Annotated in this window: 12 protein-coding genes; 9 read left to right on the forward strand and 3 right to left on the reverse strand. The window is 31.4% G+C overall.

Annotated features, from left to right (window positions below):
• Window positions 1-14 precede the first annotated feature (14 nt).
• The 5 genes from LGK97_RS07830 to LGK97_RS07850 all read left to right on the forward strand — a co-directional run bounded on the left by LGK97_RS07830 (window position 15) and on the right by LGK97_RS07850 (window position 6,903).
• Window positions 15-530: a PilW family protein gene (locus tag LGK97_RS07830; protein WP_226259200.1), complete on the forward strand. Its 516-nt coding sequence runs from the start codon at window positions 15-17 to the stop codon at window positions 528-530.
• A gap of 48 nt (window positions 531-578) precedes the next feature.
• Window positions 579-4,121 carry an Ig-like domain-containing protein gene (locus tag LGK97_RS07835; RefSeq protein WP_226259201.1) on the forward strand — a complete coding sequence of 1,181 codons (3,543 nt, stop codon included), beginning with the start codon at window positions 579-581 and terminating at the stop codon, window positions 4,119-4,121.
• Window positions 4,122-4,569: 448 nt separating this feature from the next.
• The gene (locus LGK97_RS19775; protein WP_264174989.1) at window positions 4,570-5,007 is read left to right on the forward strand and encodes a prepilin-type N-terminal cleavage/methylation domain-containing protein; all 438 of its coding nucleotides are present in this window, start codon (window positions 4,570-4,572) and stop codon (window positions 5,005-5,007) included.
• A gap of 303 nt (window positions 5,008-5,310) precedes the next feature.
• Entirely contained in the window at window positions 5,311-6,093 is a 783-nt protein-coding gene (locus LGK97_RS07845) for a prepilin peptidase (protein WP_226259202.1), read from the forward strand.
• 171 nt (window positions 6,094-6,264) lie between these two features.
• On the forward strand, window positions 6,265-6,903 hold the full coding sequence (locus LGK97_RS07850; RefSeq protein ID WP_226259203.1) for a hypothetical protein: 639 nt from the start codon (window positions 6,265-6,267) through the stop codon (window positions 6,901-6,903).
• A gap of 88 nt (window positions 6,904-6,991) precedes the next feature.
• Here LGK97_RS07850 and gltX read toward each other — a convergent pair whose 3' ends face one another.
• Window positions 6,992-8,452 (reverse strand): glutamate--tRNA ligase, encoded by a 1,461-nt coding sequence (gltX, locus tag LGK97_RS07855; protein WP_226259204.1) that lies wholly within the window; start codon window positions 8,450-8,452, stop codon window positions 6,992-6,994.
• A gap of 111 nt (window positions 8,453-8,563) precedes the next feature.
• The gene (locus tag LGK97_RS07860; RefSeq protein WP_226259205.1) at window positions 8,564-9,793 is read right to left on the reverse strand and encodes a 6-phosphofructokinase; all 1,230 of its coding nucleotides are present in this window, start codon (window positions 9,791-9,793) and stop codon (window positions 8,564-8,566) included.
• A 331-nt stretch (window positions 9,794-10,124) separates the two neighbouring features.
• Here LGK97_RS07860 and LGK97_RS07865 point away from each other — a divergent pair, with 331 nt between their 5' ends.
• Window positions 10,125-12,449 carry a VIT and vWA domain-containing protein gene (locus tag LGK97_RS07865; protein WP_226259206.1) on the forward strand — a complete coding sequence of 775 codons (2,325 nt, stop codon included), beginning with the start codon at window positions 10,125-10,127 and terminating at the stop codon, window positions 12,447-12,449.
• 97 nt (window positions 12,450-12,546) lie between these two features.
• Window positions 12,547-13,299, forward strand: coding sequence for a hypothetical protein (locus LGK97_RS07870; RefSeq protein ID WP_226259207.1), 753 nt, complete (start codon window positions 12,547-12,549; stop codon window positions 13,297-13,299).
• Between the two features lie 262 nt (window positions 13,300-13,561).
• Here the strand turns inward: LGK97_RS07870 and ltaE are convergent, their stop codons facing one another.
• Window positions 13,562-14,599, reverse strand: coding sequence for a low-specificity L-threonine aldolase (gene ltaE / locus LGK97_RS07875; protein WP_226259208.1), 1,038 nt, complete (start codon window positions 14,597-14,599; stop codon window positions 13,562-13,564).
• 193 nt (window positions 14,600-14,792) lie between these two features.
• Here ltaE and LGK97_RS07880 point away from each other — a divergent pair, with 193 nt between their 5' ends.
• Window positions 14,793-16,088 carry a metallophosphoesterase family protein gene (locus LGK97_RS07880; protein WP_226259209.1) on the forward strand — a complete coding sequence of 432 codons (1,296 nt, stop codon included), beginning with the start codon at window positions 14,793-14,795 and terminating at the stop codon, window positions 16,086-16,088.
• Window positions 16,089-16,145: 57 nt separating this feature from the next.
• Window positions 16,146-18,998 carry an AAA family ATPase gene (locus LGK97_RS07885; protein ID WP_226259210.1) on the forward strand — a complete coding sequence of 951 codons (2,853 nt, stop codon included), beginning with the start codon at window positions 16,146-16,148 and terminating at the stop codon, window positions 18,996-18,998.
• The last annotated feature ends 2 nt before the right edge of the window (window positions 18,999-19,000 follow it).

The raw sequence follows: 19,000 nt of genomic DNA on the forward strand, positions 1-19,000 counted from the left end.
GAGTAGTGATAGGAATGTATAGAAATAAAAAGGGGTTTACACTCATAGAGATTATCATATCTATGGCAATTTTTTCAATAGTTATGATTGCTATATATTCCTTCTTTCTTACTAATTATAAATCTTTAAACAGAGTATCTTTAGAGGCAGAAATTCAGAGTCAAGCTCAAGTGGCTATGGATAAGATAACAAATATTGCTATGGAATCTAGTGACGTTGTTATTAGGACTGAAGGTACAGATGGAAAAATAGATAAAAGCACTGAATATATAAAGTTATCTAAAAATGCAGTAATAAACTATACTTTTACTGTGGATGATAATAAGTTAATGTTAGCTACAATTGATAATGGGACTGACAAAGGGAAAACTCAGATAGCAGATTGTGTTGAATATATTATCTGCAAAGAAATTTCAATAGGTGATAGTGGAACAAAGGTTATAGGAATAGAAATTGAAATGGCTTTTGAAAAGGGGATTAAAGAGGGCGTAGATAAAGTTGTAAAAAATGAAATTTACTTTAGAAACTAGACTAATTATATAAAATGTACAAAAAAATATTAAAGGAGGAGAGTATCTATGAAAAGTAAAAATTTTAAAAACTTCACGGTTTTATTTACTGCAATTTTTATACAAGGTTTATTGTTTGGTCAATTACCGAAGGTTGCGTATGGAGCTGCACCTAATGTTACAATAAATGTTAAGGATGGAACAGGGACAAAAGATAGCCTCGCAATTCAATCCAGCAGTGTAAATAAATATTTAGATCCAACAATTCTTCAAGGGACTTCTTATATGGACGTAAATGTTAATGGGGCATATAATTTTTTCAAGTATCAATTTATTAATCAAAGCGCAATACCCGTTAACATACCAACAGGTGGGTGGAATAATTTAGATTTGACTTTGAAACAACAAGTTAATAATGATGATGTAATTACAACTGAGCCAGGTAAATTAAACTGGAGAGGGTATGATGTAAATCATTTGCCAACCGTAACGAATACCGATGCTTGGCAGAATTCTGATATTGTTTTTAAATATCCTTCTGCTGCAACAAACTACAAATCTGCTAGTGTATCAACTTCATGGGGTACATATGGTGAAATGCAAAGTGTAGTACCATATACTGTTACAACTGTTGATAATAAGAGTGTTACAGTAACTAAAAAATGGGTAAGTAATACAATGTTTATGACAGGTAAAAGTGCCAATACTGATTTAACAGCAAATACTAGTCCTGATGCTGCTAATTATAAAGAATCTTCTAAGTTTTGGGGTTATATGAATGTACCAACAGATGGAAAGTATTATTTTGGACTTAGGTCTGATGATGGATCTAATGGATCACTGACTGTAGATGGAGTGACAACAAAATTTACAGATATGTTTAAGGTTCAAGGTACAACATGGGGAAGTACTGGAAGAGGCTTTGATTTGAAGGCGAAAAATGCAGATGGTACAAAAAGATATTATCCAATATATTTGGAGTACTTCAATTGGGGTGGAGCTGCTAATTTTGAAATGAAATATTATATGGGTACTAATAGTAATTCAATTAATAATTTTACTAAAAGTGGTTCAGGTGGAATGCAAGCTCCTTCAACTTGGTTCTATCCATCAAAAAATGTTACTCCAGGAGAATATGCTACTACTACGTTTACGGGTAGTAGTGGTGTGCAATTTCCTACAAACCCTGGAGATTATTACATCGCTTATCAAACAGGAACAGGAAGTACAGTGGGTAGTCAAGGTTTTTATGGACCATTTACTATTGAAGGTAAAAGTATCATAAACGTTTCAAAAGAAGTTATAGGTGGGGTTAATAAAGCAACAGAAAAGAGTCCATTTACATTGGAATATACAATTCAACCTCCTGCTACAATACCGGCAACAAATAACTTTAAAGATACGGATGGAAGATATAAGTCAACAATTACACTTACAAATATAATGTTGCAAGATGTTTTTCCAGCAGGCATAAACATTAATACAACCAGTACGGATATAGCGGTATCTAATCAAAGTATGGTTATGACGGCACCTAATATTGTTTATACCTATAATGGTAATGAATATGCAGTAAGTCTCTCGCAAACGCAAGTGAAAAAGCAAGTTAGTTTAACAGCAAGTAGCTCAGGAAATTATATGCTGAGCAGTTTAGGAAGTTCAATATTAACTTTTTCAGATGTAAATATAATACCAACAAATGGTCAGGTTGAGGTTCCTTCAATTTTGGTAAATGTGGTGCCTAAAGCTCCTGTGATAAATACACCGACTTCAGGAAGCACTATAAATATTAATAAACCATTAATAACTGGAACGTCTAATCCGAATGTAGCCGTAAATGTATATGTAGACGGAGTTAAGATCTCCACAGTAACTGCAAATGGAAACGGATATTGGACATACACGCCAACTATTTCCTTGAGCGATGGGAAGCATAATATAACTGCCACAGCAACCGATTCACAGGGAAATACAAGTATAACAAGTGCATCAGTTGAAATAACAATCAATACAGGAAAACCAGCATTAGGTTCTGTAATGATAAAATCCAATAATGAAAACCCTATTTACGCAAAGGTAGGAGATATTGTAACTTTAAACTTTAAAGAAGCAAATGGAGTGTTACTTGGTAAAAATGAAGTTACCATAGCTGGGCATGTTGTTAAAGCAACAATTGGAACCGATAATGCATATACTGCAACTTACCAAATGCTAAGTACAGATACTGAAGGAATTGTTCCATTCACAATAGATTTTAGTAATACATTAGGAAGTGTAGGAACTCAAGTTACAGCATCCACTGATAGTAAGAATGTAACTTTTAATAAGACGAATCCAACATTAACTCCAGTAACTATAAAATCAAACAATGTAAATCCTTTATATGCAAAAGTTGGAGATAGTATAAACTTAAGTTTTACTGCTAGTGAGGCATTGTTAGGATTGCCTGTTATTACAATTGCGGGACATAGTGTAACGGCAATACAGGGGGTTGGAAATAGCTACACTGCAACCTATCTAATGTTAAGTACAGATAATGAGGGAATTGTACCATATACAATAGATTTTAAAGATTTAGCAGGAAATATTGGGATACAGGTTATCAGGTCAACAGATCATACAAGCGTAACCTTCGATAAGACAGCTCCAACAGCAAAGATAACTTATAGTAAAAACCCTGCAAAGGCTGGTGAGGTTATAATTACTGCAACTTATTCTGAACCTGTTAATATCAATGAAACTCCACAAATATCAATTGACCAAAAGGGCACACTTGATATTAATAACCAGAACATGGAAGTTGGATCTGACAGGAGATCATGGACATTTAAGTACACCGTTAATACCAATAATGGTGGAACTTATATAGACGGTGAAGCAATTGTAGGATTATCATGGGTACACGATGCAGCAGGAAATACTTCTGCTAAACCAACAGAAAATACATTCACAATTGATACCATTCCGCCATCTAAACCAATTATAACAGCTGATATAACAGCACCAACAACTGGAGATATAAAAGTAACAATAGTTTACCCTAATGATGCTGTTATAAAAAATTATAGAATAGGCATTTCAGGGAATTGGTTAACTTACAATGGATTGATATCGATAAATACTAATTGCACCATATATGCTCAGTGTGAAGATTTAGCTGGCAACGCTAGTGAAATGGGTATCTTAGCAATTGGTAACATTGATAAATCCATAATTAAAACAGGGTTATTTATAAATAATAAGTTTAGTGAGCAAAACACTGTAAGTATAGTTAAAGGATTTAATACCAACTTAGCAGTTCAAATTACAAATTTAATAAAGCAAGAAGTTACGCTAGAAATGAGCGATAGTGATTTTGTTAAGATTTCAGATATAAAAGTATATGCTATGGCAGATTTGAAAAACCCAATTGATACAGTAAAAATAATTCCAAGTGGAAATATTTTTACTATCAAAAACCTAACTAATGCTAGTAATAATTATTTGTTTGTATTAAAAACTACGGCGATTGACGTAACAAAAGCACCAATTAATAATATTATTAAGGTTAATGGGTTCATAAGACCTGAAAAGCATTATATTAATGTAGTTAAATTACCACAATTACAATAATAAATTAACGTGCAATTTAGTATATAGTGGATATTAGGTATTTAAGATGGAAGAACGGCTGTAAAAGCTGTTCTTCCATTTTTTATTTTTTTGTAAATCTTAAAAGGCATATAAAAGGCCATTAGAATACTTTACATTAGAATTTGTATAAAACTATGTATAATACTATCCATATAAGGATAATACTTTTATATTGCCATAACATTAAAATTATGTTGATTTATATAGGTTAGCTGATTATTCATGGAGAAAATACAAAAGATAATAGGTAGGCCTTATAAGAGAGGATACAAAATGCTAACTATAAAAATCACAGGAATATTAATGTATGCTATTTAATTACACATAAGGAGGAATGGAGGGAACAATGAATTTGAGTTTTTGCGAAAGATATTTTATCTTAACAGTATTTAAAGTGAAAATATAAGAAGAGGAGATGTAAAAAGTAATGAAGAAGATTAATAAGAAAAAAGGATTTACCCTAATTGAGCTTATAATTGTAATTGCAGTAATTGGTATAATAGCGGCAATTACGGTTCCTAAGTTCGGAAACATTCAAAAGGATGCTAAAATAAAAGCTGATATTGCTACAGCAAAGGTTATTGCTGATGCTACAACGATTCTTATTGGTAAAGATGAGATTAAAGACAGTTATAGTGCTGCAAAACCTTTAGAAAGTGATATACTGGGTTACCTTCAAACAGTTCCCACTGGCAAGGCGATAAAAGATGGTGTATTTCTTGTTAAAATTGATGCTAATACTGGCAATGTTGAGGTTAATATTAAAAACCCTGCGGAGGGAACCGCTGAAAATCCTATTGTTTATAAATTGTATCCTACACAGAGTGGTATCTATGCACCACCTACACCTACACCTACACAATAAGTTAAGTTAGTTATAATAGGTGGAGTGCGGCCTAAACTGAGATCCACCTATTTAGTTAAAGTAGTCATTATTAACAAAAGCTGCTGCTCATATCTTTAGATAGACAAAGTGTTTAATTTTCTACTGATATTTTTATTGTTTCATTGATTATAATGAAGATTTATAATACAATGCCTTAGAAAGTGATTAATTCTAATAGCTTACCTCTACATGTAATAATGAGTGAACTATTAATAAATATAGATTCTATATGGATAATAAGATAAAATATAGATGTATAGAATATTAAAAGAGGTGATTCCAATGGAAACCATATTCGCAATTATAATTTTTATCCTAGGCCTATTAATAGGAAGTTTTTTAAATGTTTGTATATACAGAATTCCCAAAGGAGAGAGCATAGCATTTCCGCCATCTCACTGTGGCTCTTGTGGAAACAATATTAAGCCATATGATCTTATACCAGTAATTAGTTGGATCTTTTTAAGAGGCAAATGCAGAAGCTGTAGCGAGAAGATATCTATGAGATATCCATTGGTGGAATTTATAACAGCTTTACTCTTTATATTAACTTATTTTCAATATGGAGCAACTATTTACCTACTTAAGTATTTACTCCTTATACCTTTTTTAATTGTCATAGCTATGATAGATTACGACACTATGGAAGTTTATACTATGACCACATGGGCAGCTATAGCAGTAGGGATTCTTTTTTTAGGAGTCCAGTTTTATCTTAGTGAACCAGTTCTTAGCTATATTTATGGCGGATTATTAGGGGCCGGAACCATAACTTTTATTATTTTACTTACAAAACTTATTTTAGGACAAGAGGGTATGGGCTGGGGTGATGTGGAGATTTGTGGACTTTGTGGTTTGCTTTTAGGTTTTAAACTAGCCTTTATGATGATGTTTTTTTCTTTTATAATTGGTGGAATCATTGGTGTTTATTTATTGAGATTTAAGAAAAAGAATGGTAGATCAGAAATGCCATTTGGACCATCTATAATAATGGCTACCTTTATAGTAATGTTGTGGGGCGATAAAATTTTGAACTGGTACTTGAAGGTATTTTATTATGTATAATTTCTATTTTATGCAAGTTACCCTCTAAACTTGAGGACTTTAACGGAAACTAGAGGATGCCTTCAATAGTTTCAATAAGCGTTAATCTATCTAGAATGGCTCTACTTGGCTATTTCAAGGAATAGTTGTATAATATATATATTAACGAATAGGTTATGAAGGGTTGATAAAATGCAAAATGTGTTGCAAAACATGAATAGCAGATGGAAGGAAAAAACCATAAAGCCAAAAAAAAGTGATTATCTTCAAAAAATTTACGAGAAGAATACTAGTACTGGAAACTATGTTATACAGGTAGCATTAGATAAATATAATGATATATTTAATGACTGGGATCGAGCTCCTTTTAGAAAGAGAGATATGGACCCTGATCTAGCAATTTTTCTTGAAAACTGTTTTGAAGAGATACCCGCCAAACATGGGGTGGATATATGCTTCTACTTACCGAAAGAGGAAAAAGACGTAAACAGAGAAGAATCCTTAATTGCAGGGATTAAAACCTACTACTCCTTTTATTTGCATCAAGAGATTAAAGTTCTAAAGGAAAATTATCGTAAGATGTTTAAATATTTAGTATCATCGCTTGGTCTATTAGCAATATCTGTTTTTTTAAATGCATCTGTTGGCGATAATATATTCCTTGGAACTATACAACAGGGATTTAATATAGGCGGATGGGTGTTTTTATGGGAAGTTATTTCAATGGTATTCTTTAGAGGACGCGAGGTTAGTTCTGAAATTAATAAGTATCAAAGGTTTTTGAATTCACTAATTTATTTTAAGTATGGCAATGAGAATCCATTAACTTAGCAAATAACAAAGCACTATGAAAAATTTTTCATAGTGCTTTGTTAATATTGCAGCATCGCAGATGATGATTTAATTATATTTTCTAAAATTAAACTTGGCTATTTTTAAGCTTTTCAATTCCGATTTTAATTCTTTCTAAACTTTCCCCTTTTCCAAGAATTTCAGCAATCTCAAAGGCACCACCAGGAGTAGAGGCTTTACCAGTTAAAGCAGTTCTTATTGGCCATAACATCTGTCCATTTTTAATTTCCAAAGTTTTAACTAATTCCATTAAAGTATCGTGCAGAGTACTAACAGACCAATCAGTTACAGTTTCTAGTATCGGTAATGCTTTTTCTAGGCTTTCCAAGGAATTTTCAGGTGTAGTTTTCATTTTTTTATGAACATACAAATCAATATCATATTGTGGCAAAGTTTGTATAAAATCAATATGACTAGGAACTTCTGTTAGGAGTTCAACTCTTGTTTGGATAAGAGGGCTTATTTTCATAAGATCTATATTATCGCTGGTTATCATATTTTTGTAATATGGCATAGCCATAGCATGGAACTTTTCTAGTGGTAATTTCTTAATATATTCTCCATTCATCCATTTTAGCTTTTTAGTATCAAAAACTGCTGGAGATTTACTCATGTTCCTATAATCAAAGGATTTAACTAGTTCATCTAAGGTAAATATTTCTTCATTAGTACCAGGATTCCAACCAAGTAAAGCTATGAAGTTAACTATTGTTTCCATCAAGTATCCTGCTTCTAATAAATCCTCAAAAGAAGAATGACCACTTCTCTTACTTAACTTTTGATGCTCTTCATTTGTTATTAGTGGACAATGCACGTATACTGGTATATCCCAACCAAAAGCCTGATATAAGCGATTATACTTTGGAGAGGAGGATAAATACTCATTACCGCGAACAACGTGTGTAATCTCCATTAAATGATCATCAACTACATTGGCAAAGTTATATGTAGGTAAGCCGTCAGACTTTAATAAAATCATATCATCAAGTTCTGTGTTATTTACTGAAATTGATCCATAAATTGCATCTACAAAAGAGGTAAAACCTTCAGTAGGGTTATTTTGTCTTATTACATAGGGAACTCCGTTAGCTAAGTTATCAGCAATTTCTTCTTTTGAAAGTGTTAAGCAGTGCTTATCATATCTAAAGTTATTTTCATCTACTTCGGATCTTAGCTTATCTAGACGCTCTTTTGTGCAAAAACAGTAATAAGCCTCACCCTTTTCTACTAATTCTTTTGCATATTTAACATAGATATCTCTTCTTTCACTTTGCACGTAGGGACCGTGATTTCCACCTAAGTCTGGACCTTCATCGTGATGAAGACCTGTAAGATTTAATGTATTGTATATTATATCAATAGCACCTTCTACTAATCTTTCTTGGTCAGTATCTTCTATTCGAAGTAGAAAATCTCCATTTTCATGCTTAGCTATTAAGTAAGCATATAGTGCAGTTCTTAAATTACCAACATGCATTCTTCCAGTTGGGCTTGGGGCAAACCTTGTTCTTATTTTGTTACTACCCATTTATCTCACTCCTATTGTTTAATTTTTGTTTCATATATAATATATTTAGTTCATAAGATACACTGATATAAATTCTGGAACTAAAACAAAAGTACTTATTCTAAAGCATAATTAGAATCTAAAAGCTTCTTCTAAAAATGTGTATTTTGGAAGACCGTTTTCTATTAAAATCTTTGGCTCACCCATTATCAATGGCAAAGTATACTCATAGGCCTCTTTAGTAACATTGTTACCTTCCTCGTTAATCCATTCCAAGGGGAAGTATTTAATGTTATTGGCAACCTTAGAAGTTTCAAGGACAAAAGTCTCAGAGGTGTATGGTGAATTAGAAAGTCTTCTTATACCTACCATATTTCCACTTATTCCATTTATAGAGTAAGTAGCTGCAGCTTTTCCAACTTCAAAGGCTTCATCAATATCTGTTTGAGATGCACAGTGCATTGCGCAGCGCTGAATTGTAGAAAGTTCTAAAACTCTAACCTTTTGCGCAGTATTCGTACTTAAAATTAAATCCTTAAGATTAGCACAAACACCACCTAACTGAGCATGGCCGAACTTATCAAGGCCAGTGCCGGAGATTTCACCTAAGAATTTACCTTCCTTAGTTCTGATGCCTTCAGAAACTACTACAAAGACATGATTTTTTTCAGTGAGTTTCTTACTTATATCCTTTAAAAACTTATCTGTATCAAAGGCTATTTCAGGTAGATATATAAAATCAGCAGCAGGTTTTCCGTTAATAGTTGCAATACAGGCACTAGCTGCAAGCCAACCAGTATCGCGGCCCATAGTTTCAAGAATAAATACTCCTTTTGAAGGGTAAACACTAGCATCTAGGAAGTTTTCAAGAACAGATGTAGCAATTAGTTTAGCTGCACTTCCAAAGCCAGGAGTATGGTCCATAATTGGCAAGTCATTATCTATGGTTTTAGGTATACCGATAAACTTTACGTCCAAATTATGTTCCTTTGCGTAAATACTAAACTTGTGCACAGTATCTTGTGAATCATTACCACCAATATAAAAGAAGGTTTTAATTTCATATTCCTCTAATATTTCAAAAATTTTAACATACTCCTCTGTGCTTTTTTCAGAGGACTGTAATTTATATCTACAAGAGCCAAGACCTGAAGATGGAGTATATTTTAATCCTTTTATCTCATCATAGGGTATATCGGATATGTTTATAATATGTTTATTTAAGATACCTTGTATTCCATTTATACCAGCATAAACATTATCATAATATGGAGAATCAATATTTGCTTTAAGAACTCCCATTGCGCTAGCATTAATTACGGAAGTAGGACCTCCTGATTGTGCTACTATACAATTTCTCATTTAAGAATTTCCCCTTTCTATAGGAATTTAATTTAAATTATAACAGCTTATTATTTATTCTTATATCAATAGATAGCGTTGCTATCCACTGGATTTACTAACTTATTATAATATATAAATTCAAGTTACTCAAGGTGAATGAGGTTTTTAATCAATAAATTTAGCATATACTAATAAAGGACTTGAAATTGGAGATATTGAGGAAATAGACAAATTATCAATGGAAATTAGTAAAATACTTCAAAAAATCCTAAGACTAATTATGGTTTTAGTGATATAATATTATAAATATTCTGAAAAATATTTGATGTATAAAATCAGGAGGGATACAATGATAAGCTATGGTAGTAACCAGGTAAAGGAATTTAAAAACAACATAATTTTGAAGGAAGTTAATGTGCGGGGAAATTTGTGTGGAGAATTCGCTGAGTATACTATTGACCATGTATATGAGAACAAAGGGAGCAACGATGTTGAAGCAATATATACTTTTCCAATTCCAGAGATGGCAGTTATATCAGGATTTGAGGCTGTTCTTGGGGGAAGGACTATAAAAGGATTAATACAAGATAAAGAAGAAGCCAATAGAATATATAATAATTTTAAAAATAAGGAGAATAACACTTTTCTGCTGGAAGAATTTAATGATAATATATTTAGAATAGTTATAGGAAAAATAATTCCTAATGAAGTTGTGAAAATAAAAGTTTCTTATATAGAAGAGCTTAGCTATGAAAATAGAAACTTAAAATTAGTTATTCCAACAATAATACCACCAATAAATCTATCAAATGATACTACATTAACCTCAAATGAGGATGATAACATTAATACAGATTATAAGTATAAATTTACTTTAAGGTTATTGGTTGAATCTTTGACAAAGTTAGAATTTAAATGCTCTTCCCACAAAATAAAGGTTGAGTACGAAGAAAATAATTTATATAAAGTGACTTTAGATGAAAAAAATCAAAGAATGGATAAAGATTTAGAAATTATACTAGAAGAGCAAGAGGAATTAGAGACTACAGGAATGATATACGAGTATCCGAGAGATGATAAAGGAATTTTATATTTAAGGTTTATACCAGAGATTGAAGTTGAGCAAAAATCATCGGGAGCAAATTATATATTTCTTTTAGATATATCAGAATCAATGGATGGTAACAAGCTAATTCAAGGCAAAAATGCACTTCAGTTATGTTTAAGGAACTTAATATTGGGAGATACCTTTAACATTGTGGCTTTTGGAGATAAACTTCATTACTTCTCTAAAGAGTCAAAAGTTAATTTTAATGAAGAAAGTTTAAGTGCTGCAAGTAAGTGGATTGAAGAAATTAAAGCAGAAGAAGATGCAGTGGTTTTTGATGCAATAAAGTATGCACTGCTTGGCAAAGATGAAAAAGAAGAAAATATAATATTCTTATTTACAGATGATTTAGTTGAAAATGAGAAAGAAATATTAACTTTTGTAGAAGAGAATATTAAAGAAAGTAGAATTTTCCCCTTTGGAATAGATACTTCAGTAAATAGTTATTTTATAAACAAGTTAGCTCGTATAACTTATGGTGTTGCAGAAGTTATGTACCCTGGAGAGAGAATTGAAGATAAGGTGCTTAGACAATTTAATAGAATTAAAAACCCTCAAATTACTGATATTGAAATTGATTGGGGTAAAATGAAGGTGGAAACAACATTCCCAAGAACTATTGAGTATATGTATGATAAAGAACCATTTTCAATTTTTGCTAAGGTAAATGGAGAAATCAGTGGGGCTGTAACTTTAAAGGGTAGGGTTGGGAAAAATAGAATTCAAAGGATAATCATGCTAAATGGGCTTGAACTAGAGGAGAATGTTAATTTAATTGAAAAGATATGGTACAAAAAGCGTATAGAGTCACTTCAACATAGGGTTAAGTATGAACGCGGAGAACTTCAAGAGGCAATGAATAATAAAATCATTGAAATTTCTAAAAAAGTCGGTATAATATGTAAAGAAACCGCATTTATTCTTTATGAAGAAATGGAAGACCCTATACTGGGAATAAGAATAAGAGAAATACTCCCTGTTAAAACAAGAAAATCATTGGAAACTTCCTATGAACTGCTAGATGAAGAAGATGAATCTACCTCACTTTATTATAAAGATATATCAAAACTTATGGAAAATCACGAGAAGTATGCTAGTTTTCAAAGAAATGAGTTGTTAAGGATTATTGCTTCAAATCAATTCGCTAGTGGAGCCTTTGGTATCAGTATTTTAGATAGTGTGGAGAGTAATGTACTTTATACTATAAAGGCAATGTTAGCATTCTTAGTGGGAAATGAAAATGTTAAAATATATACTAATCAGTTAAATAAATCTTTAGAGTTTCTAAATCAAGCATCTAAAGACTTTGATTTAGGTTTATCTAAGGAAGAATATCTAAATTTATTATTAGTTTTAAAACTATCAATTAAAAAAGATGTTACACTATCTTTCTACAAAGAAAGTATTGAAAAGAAGATTCTTGAAATTCAGAAGAAGTTTGAATTACAAGATACTGATATAATTGAAATTCAAAACACATTTATTAAAGATTTAAAAGAAGGATGCAATGAGTCAAAAGATACATTTAACTTTATAATTGATGCGGCTATTTTAAAAGCTAACTAATATTAGATACATTTTAAAAATATAAGGCATATGAAAATAAATAGACGGTAAATAAGTCTATTTATTTTTTTAGGTACTAAAATAAGGAAGTACAATAATGACAATGGATAATATAAAAGACTTAAAATATAACAAAGAAGAGATAATTGAAAAAAGGAATAGCATAAGAAATAAATTTATAAGTAAATCTAAAAATGTGAAAACTGGAGATTTAAAATGTATATCAAATGAGGATTTGAAAATTTTATTTTATTTATATGATGAAGAGTTTTTTAAAGATTATTTTAGTAGAAACTTCAAGGGAACTTTAAAGTTCTCCCTATCCACTAGAATGACCTCTGCTGCAGGAAAAACTATATATAGTAAAAAAATAAAATTATTACAAGAATCAGAGGAAAGTTATGAAATTAGGATGGGGATAAAATTCTTTTTTCAGTATTCCAAGGTAGGAAGAGACAAAATGGTGTCTGGGATAAATACAAAGGACTCCTTAGAAGCCTTTCAAATAGTATTTGAACACGAGTTATGCCATTTAGTGGAACTACATCTTTATAAAGAATCTAGCTGCAAAAAGCTCAGGTTTAAAACAATGGTTAATAATATGTTTGGACATACACAGGTGCATCATCAGCTGCCAAGTGAGCGTGAGATAATATCAGAAAAGTATGGATTAGGAATAGGACAAAAGGTAAGCTTTATAAGTGAAGGTAAAAAGTATAATGGGTTTATCTATAAAATAAATAAAAGGGCAACTGTTATGACTTCAAATAGTAAAGGCACTTATAAAGATAAAGAGGGAAATACATATTCTAAATGGTATGTTCCCTTTGAACAATTAATATTGAAATAAAATTTTAGATTATGTGACTCTTAAATTTATGAAAAAGTAAAAATGCAAGATATTATATAAAGTAATTCAAATAAACGACAACCTTTTAGGCTGATATTTATTTGAAGAGCCCTATAATAACTTGCATTTTAACCCTAGGGGTTTTTGATAACCTAAGGCAGTATGAGCTATAATTTATATCATCCTAGCTCAATTGCTTTAGATTATCTATTAAACTTATTGTATGCTTTTTTGAATTTAATATACTAGCAGGTACAAAAAATTATTTTTGACCAAGTATTTCTTTAAAGGAATCTATGACAAACTTAATATTCTCCCCTGAGATCCAATTGTGAGTAACAAAACGCATTAAGCCTTCTTCTTCACCATTAATTTTTATACCTCTATTGTAGAATTCTTCTACTAATTTATCAGGATTAAAGCCAGTGTTTTTCATGTCAAAGAATACCATATTAATATGGGTATCTTCTTTATTTACTATAATACCTGGTATTTTTGATAGTTCATCACCTAAAATTATAGCATTTTTATGATCTGTTTTAAGTTGAGGAAGCATTTCTTTAAGTGCTATAAGACCTGCAGCAGCCAAAATACCGGATTGTCTTAGACCTCCACCTAGAAGTTTTCTTTTCTTTCTTGCTTTATCAATGAAAACTTTATCCCCTGCAAGGATAGAACCTACAGGTGCACACAGAGCTTTTGAGAGACAAAACATTACAGAGTCACAGTACTTAGTGATTTCTTTTGCATCCACATCTAAATAAGCAGCAGCATTAAAAAGTCTTGCTCCATCTAAGTGAACTGGCAATTCATGTTCTTTTGCCAAATCATAGATTTCTTTCATAGTATCTAGGGGTATTACCCTACCACCTGAATGGGCGTTTTCTAGACATATAAGGCCTGTGCTAGGATAATGAATATCTTCTTCTTCCTTTCTGATTCTTTTTGCGATTTCTTTAGGATCTAATTCGCCTTTATTGCTAGTTATTGTTCTAAGCTGAACACCAGCAATGATGGATGCACCACCAACTTCATGATTTACTATATGACAATCATCACCAAGAATCACTTCATTACCTCGAATGCAGTGGGTAAATAGTGCTAATTGATTTCCAAAAGTACCACTAGGTACAAACAGTGCAGCTTCTTTTCCAACAAGTATGGCAGCGTATTCTTCAAGGGATTTTATAGTTGGGTCATCACCGTAAACATCATCTCCAACCTCAGCTGTAAACATAGCTTGTCTCATATTTTGGGTAGGTTCAGTTACTGTATCACTTCTTAAATCTATAAATTTCATTTGTATTCCCCCTCACTGAAGTACATAATAAGTTTCAATTATTATGCCTCTTAAGATTTCCTTTTTTCAATTACTACTGTGAATATTTATAATCCTATTATAACTTAAAATTTATTTGTATTGTAGTAAATTATAAAATTTGAATTTTATATGGTAAAATATATATACAAGTAGATTAGGTGGTGGAGAAATAATGAGTGAAACATTTAAATTTATTCATGCTGCAGATTTACATTTAGGCTCCTTTCTCAATATAAATGGAAAACCACAAGAGTCCATACAAATGCTGTGTAACAGCGCCGTATATGATGCTTTTGAAAGGATATGCAGTAATGCTATTTTGTATAAGGTGGATTTCATATTGCTGTGTGGAGACGTTTATGATAGTTATCTACGATCTGTACGGGGAAATAAGTTTTTTGTCAATCAATGCGAAAGATTAAATGAAAAAGGTATATATGTATATGTTATTTATGGTAATCACGATGCAATAGAAGTAAAGGAAGAATTGTTTGATATGCCGCCAAATGTTCACATTTTAAGTCCAAACAAAACAGAAAGTTTCGAGGTTTGTAAGGATGGGGAAGTGGTAGCTAGAATTGTTGGAAGATCATATAAGCATAGATCCGAAAAAGAAAGGATTTATGAAAGCTATTCACTAAGCAACGAGGTGTTTAATATAGCAATGCTACATACTGCCCTAGAGGGAGATAATAAAAATTATGTTCCTTGCACTGTAGATGAGCTAAGAAACATACCTAACATTGATTATTGGGCACTAGGACATGTTCATAAAACCAAAATTTTAAGTGAGAGAAATCCTGTTATAGCCTTTCCAGGAATTCCTCAGGGGCGTGACATGGGAGAACAAGGAATTGGTGGCGTGTTCTACGTTGAGGTATGTAATAAAGAAGTTGTTTGTATGGAATTTTTACCTATAGCAACGGTTATATACAAAAGCTTAGAAGTAATAATAAGTGAAGAGGATGAAATAGAAAATTATAGCGACTTACTGCAAATGATTTTTGAAAAAGTAAGTAGTTTAAAATGTGATATTAATAAGGTTAAAGGCCACATTGTGCAGTTAATAATAAGGGGAAGAACTAAGCTGCATAATAAAATAAATGATATGAGGGAAGAGGATTATAAGAGTTTTATAGAAAGCATAAATGAAGAATTTGCATTAGAAAATAACTTTATGTGGGTAGATTCAATAATATTTAGAACTGCTCTCCCTATGCAGGATTTTGAAAGCTTAAAGATGCAAAATTCTATTTTCCAGGAACTAGAGGACGTAATTAGATTATACAGCTTGGATTACCAACATAAAAAGCAGCTTGAAGGAAACTTGGGAGCCATTTGGAAGCAGCAAATTTACACCGAAAGCATTGAAGAAGATAAGTTTGATTTTGATGAAGAAATTTTAAGTGACATAATATTGCAAGCGAAAGAGCTTATTATTGAAAAGTTAGCAGAGGCTTTAGAATAGTGCCACCCACGTGGAAAGTGGCAAGTTTTCTTAACAAATAACATAGGTGGTGATAATTTGAAGATAAAACAGCTGGATATTAGAGATTTTGGGATATTTCAAGGTGAAAAGCTGAAGGACTTAGGAAATGGAATAATAGTTATTGGTGGGGCAAATAGGTCAGGTAAAACTAGCTTAATGCAGATACTTAGGAATATTCCCTATGGGTTTCCTAAAGGTGGAAACCTGCCGCCGCCTAAATTTCAATATGACGTACGTTGTGATTTGGAAATAGAAGCAGGTAGCGATGCAAATGTATTATTAAAAGGGTTTAGTAACCCTGAGATAGTTTATAATAATACAGCCACAGGCAACACAAGTAAAAACTTATATAGCATTGACAAAGCAACTTATAGGGAACTGTTTACCATAAGTCTTGATGAGCTCAATAGGAGTTCAAACAAGGATGATAGTAATCTTCAGTCTATGCTTCTTGGTGCAGGATTTAAGCATATTGTAAAGATACCTGGTATGGCAAAGGAGTTAAGAGAAAAGGCTAACATAATTGGCGGTACAAGGGGAAATCCAGCTACTAAAATGTTTAAGCCCTATACGGAAAACATTAAAAAAGGCGTAGAAGGAAGGAAAAAATCTATCTCATTGTTAAACACCTTTGTGGAAAAGAAAGATATATTAGCACAACTTGAAGATACTATTATTTCAAGGGAACTAGAGATTCAAGATAAGAATGATAATGTAATAAAATTAGAAGTTTTAAAACATAATTATAATCTTAATGAAAATAAGAAAGTCTTGGAAGAAGAGCTAAAAGAATATTCGTTTAGTTTTTACGATGAAAAGGAATATAACATAGAAAAAGCTAAAACTCTAAAAGAGCAATATGTTAAAGAACTAGAAAAGTGCAATAATGATAACTATGAATTTCAAAGAGAAGCTTCAAGTGATGAGAGCGTTAAAGAACTACTTATTGAGAATAAAGCTTCTATTAGTAGTTTTTATAATGGATTATCAGGAATTAAAGAAATGAGCAAAAACATGAGTACACTGCGAAGTGAGTACTATGAAAAATCACAACTACTAATGAATAAAGTTAAAAAATCTAACGATAACTGGACTAGTTTTAAAAGTGTGTCAGATATTAGCTGTGATGAGGTGCAACAAGAAATTTTAGCACAGGATGTTGAAAAGTTTAGAAGCATAGAGGCTAAGGTAGTAAGTGCCAATAAAAGAATTGAAGATTTTAAAATTCAAAAGCAAGTGTTTGAGAAACAAACACAAAGTCATGACTGCGTAGACCCTATGAAAAGGTATTTTTATTTAACTTTATCCTTTATGATTCTCGGAATTATATTATTTTTTATAGATAAGTTTTTGGGAGCCTCAGTTATAATAATTGGAGCTGTTGGTATAGCGTTATATCTATCTATAAATTACTCAAACAGTAAGCTAATTAAAAATAGAAATGTAGAAATCAAAGCTCAAATGGATAATATTGAGATTGAACTTGCCAGGGCACTTTTGGAACTAAAAATGTTAGATAAAGATTTAGTGGAAATAAACAATATAATGGATGAGTACAGGGATATTTTAAAGCTTGATGGAAGAATTTCAGTAGATGGCATTAAAGATTATTTTAAAACAGCGGCTTATTTAAAGGAAGAAATATATCAATATGATAATTTAAAGAAAAAACTAATGAGTAAGTACAGTGATCTTAGGGAATCTTTAAGTAATATTACCAATGTGATTGATAAATTCCATAATTTAAATTCTAAAAATACAGAAGATATAAATATAGAGGAAATAACCATCGATAATGCTCAAAGTATTTGCAATGATATTTTGATAAAAGTAGAAATATTATATAAGCAATTGCTACTAGGAGAAAAATCGAAAGAGAGCTTTTCAAAATTAAATAGGTTAGAAGAAGAAATATTTAAGTTTCTAGGAATAAATCACTCAGAGGATATAGTATTATCCATAGAAAAGTATATTAATCAAGGGGAGAAGTATACAAAATATAAAGATAAGCAGTTGGAGCTGAAAATTATTAAGGAAAAGCTATTACAAGCTGTGAAAATTCAGCGAGTAAAAGAGATACTGTATAAGGATAAAGAAAGCGAAAGTTTACTGCATGTCGAAGATTCTAAGTTACTAGAAGTCCTTGAAGATTTATACCATCAGTATGAAAGTATTGATAAGTTGAGTTATGCTTATGAGGATTTGATTACGGAGGTTAAGGAATTAGAAAAAAATATAGAAAGTCTAAAAAATAAAAAGCAAAGCTTAAAAGATGAAATACAATCTTTGGATTCTGATGAGAGGTTATTGCAATATGAGAAAGAAATTAGAAAGGCAAGAAGTGACCTAAGACCCCTAGCGCAAAAATATGCCATTTATAATACTGCAGCATTATTCTTAGAGAAAATCAGAGAAAATTTCTTGATAAACACTAAAGATAAACTATTGAAGGGAGCAAGTGATGTTTTAAGTGAAATAACCTCTGGTGAATACAAAGACATTATGCCTATGGAAGATTTAATGCAGATGGATTTTAAAACTGTGCTACAAGACGAAAGTATTAAGGAGAGTACAAATGAGCTAAGTAGAGGGACGAAAGAACAATTATTTTTAGCTGTTCGAATAAGTAGAATTAAAGAAATTAATCCAAGCTTACCAGTAATAATTGATGATTCCTTCGTTAATTTTGATATAGCACACACTAAAAACACTGTAAAAGCATTAGCAAAACTTTCAAAGACACATCAGATTTTTGTGCTTACTTGTCATGCAACACTGGTGGATCTAATAATGTCTAATGCGCCAGAGGCACAGTATTTTAAATTGGAAAAGGGTAAGTTTACGAAGAGCTTAGGAATGGATCTAAAAGAATATCTGAATAAACTATAAGG

This window comes from Clostridium sp. CS001 (genome assembly GCF_020443565.1).
GTDB lineage: Bacteria > Bacillota > Clostridia > Clostridiales > Clostridiaceae > Clostridium_AD.

Excerpts from the sequence above, each read along its gene's own strand:
- LGK97_RS07830 (WP_226259200.1), top strand. The coding sequence starts at position 15 with ATGTATAGAAATAAAAAGGGGTTTACACTCATAGAGATTATCATATCT.
- LGK97_RS07835 (WP_226259201.1), top strand. The coding sequence starts at position 579 with ATGAAAAGTAAAAATTTTAAAAACTTCACGGTTTTATTTACTGCAATT.
- LGK97_RS19775 (WP_264174989.1), top strand. The coding sequence starts at position 4,570 with ATGAAGAAGATTAATAAGAAAAAAGGATTTACCCTAATTGAGCTTATA.
- LGK97_RS07845 (WP_226259202.1), top strand. The coding sequence starts at position 5,311 with ATGGAAACCATATTCGCAATTATAATTTTTATCCTAGGCCTATTAATA.
- LGK97_RS07850 (WP_226259203.1), top strand. The coding sequence starts at position 6,265 with ATGCAAAATGTGTTGCAAAACATGAATAGCAGATGGAAGGAAAAAACC.
- gltX (WP_226259204.1), bottom strand. The coding sequence starts at position 8,452 with ATGGGTAGTAACAAAATAAGAACAAGGTTTGCCCCAAGCCCAACTGGA.
- LGK97_RS07860 (WP_226259205.1), bottom strand. The coding sequence starts at position 9,793 with ATGAGAAATTGTATAGTAGCACAATCAGGAGGTCCTACTTCCGTAATT.
- LGK97_RS07865 (WP_226259206.1), top strand. The coding sequence starts at position 10,125 with ATGATAAGCTATGGTAGTAACCAGGTAAAGGAATTTAAAAACAACATA.
- LGK97_RS07870 (WP_226259207.1), top strand. The coding sequence starts at position 12,547 with ATGACAATGGATAATATAAAAGACTTAAAATATAACAAAGAAGAGATA.
- ltaE (WP_226259208.1), bottom strand. The coding sequence starts at position 14,599 with ATGAAATTTATAGATTTAAGAAGTGATACAGTAACTGAACCTACCCAA.
- LGK97_RS07880 (WP_226259209.1), top strand. The coding sequence starts at position 14,793 with ATGAGTGAAACATTTAAATTTATTCATGCTGCAGATTTACATTTAGGC.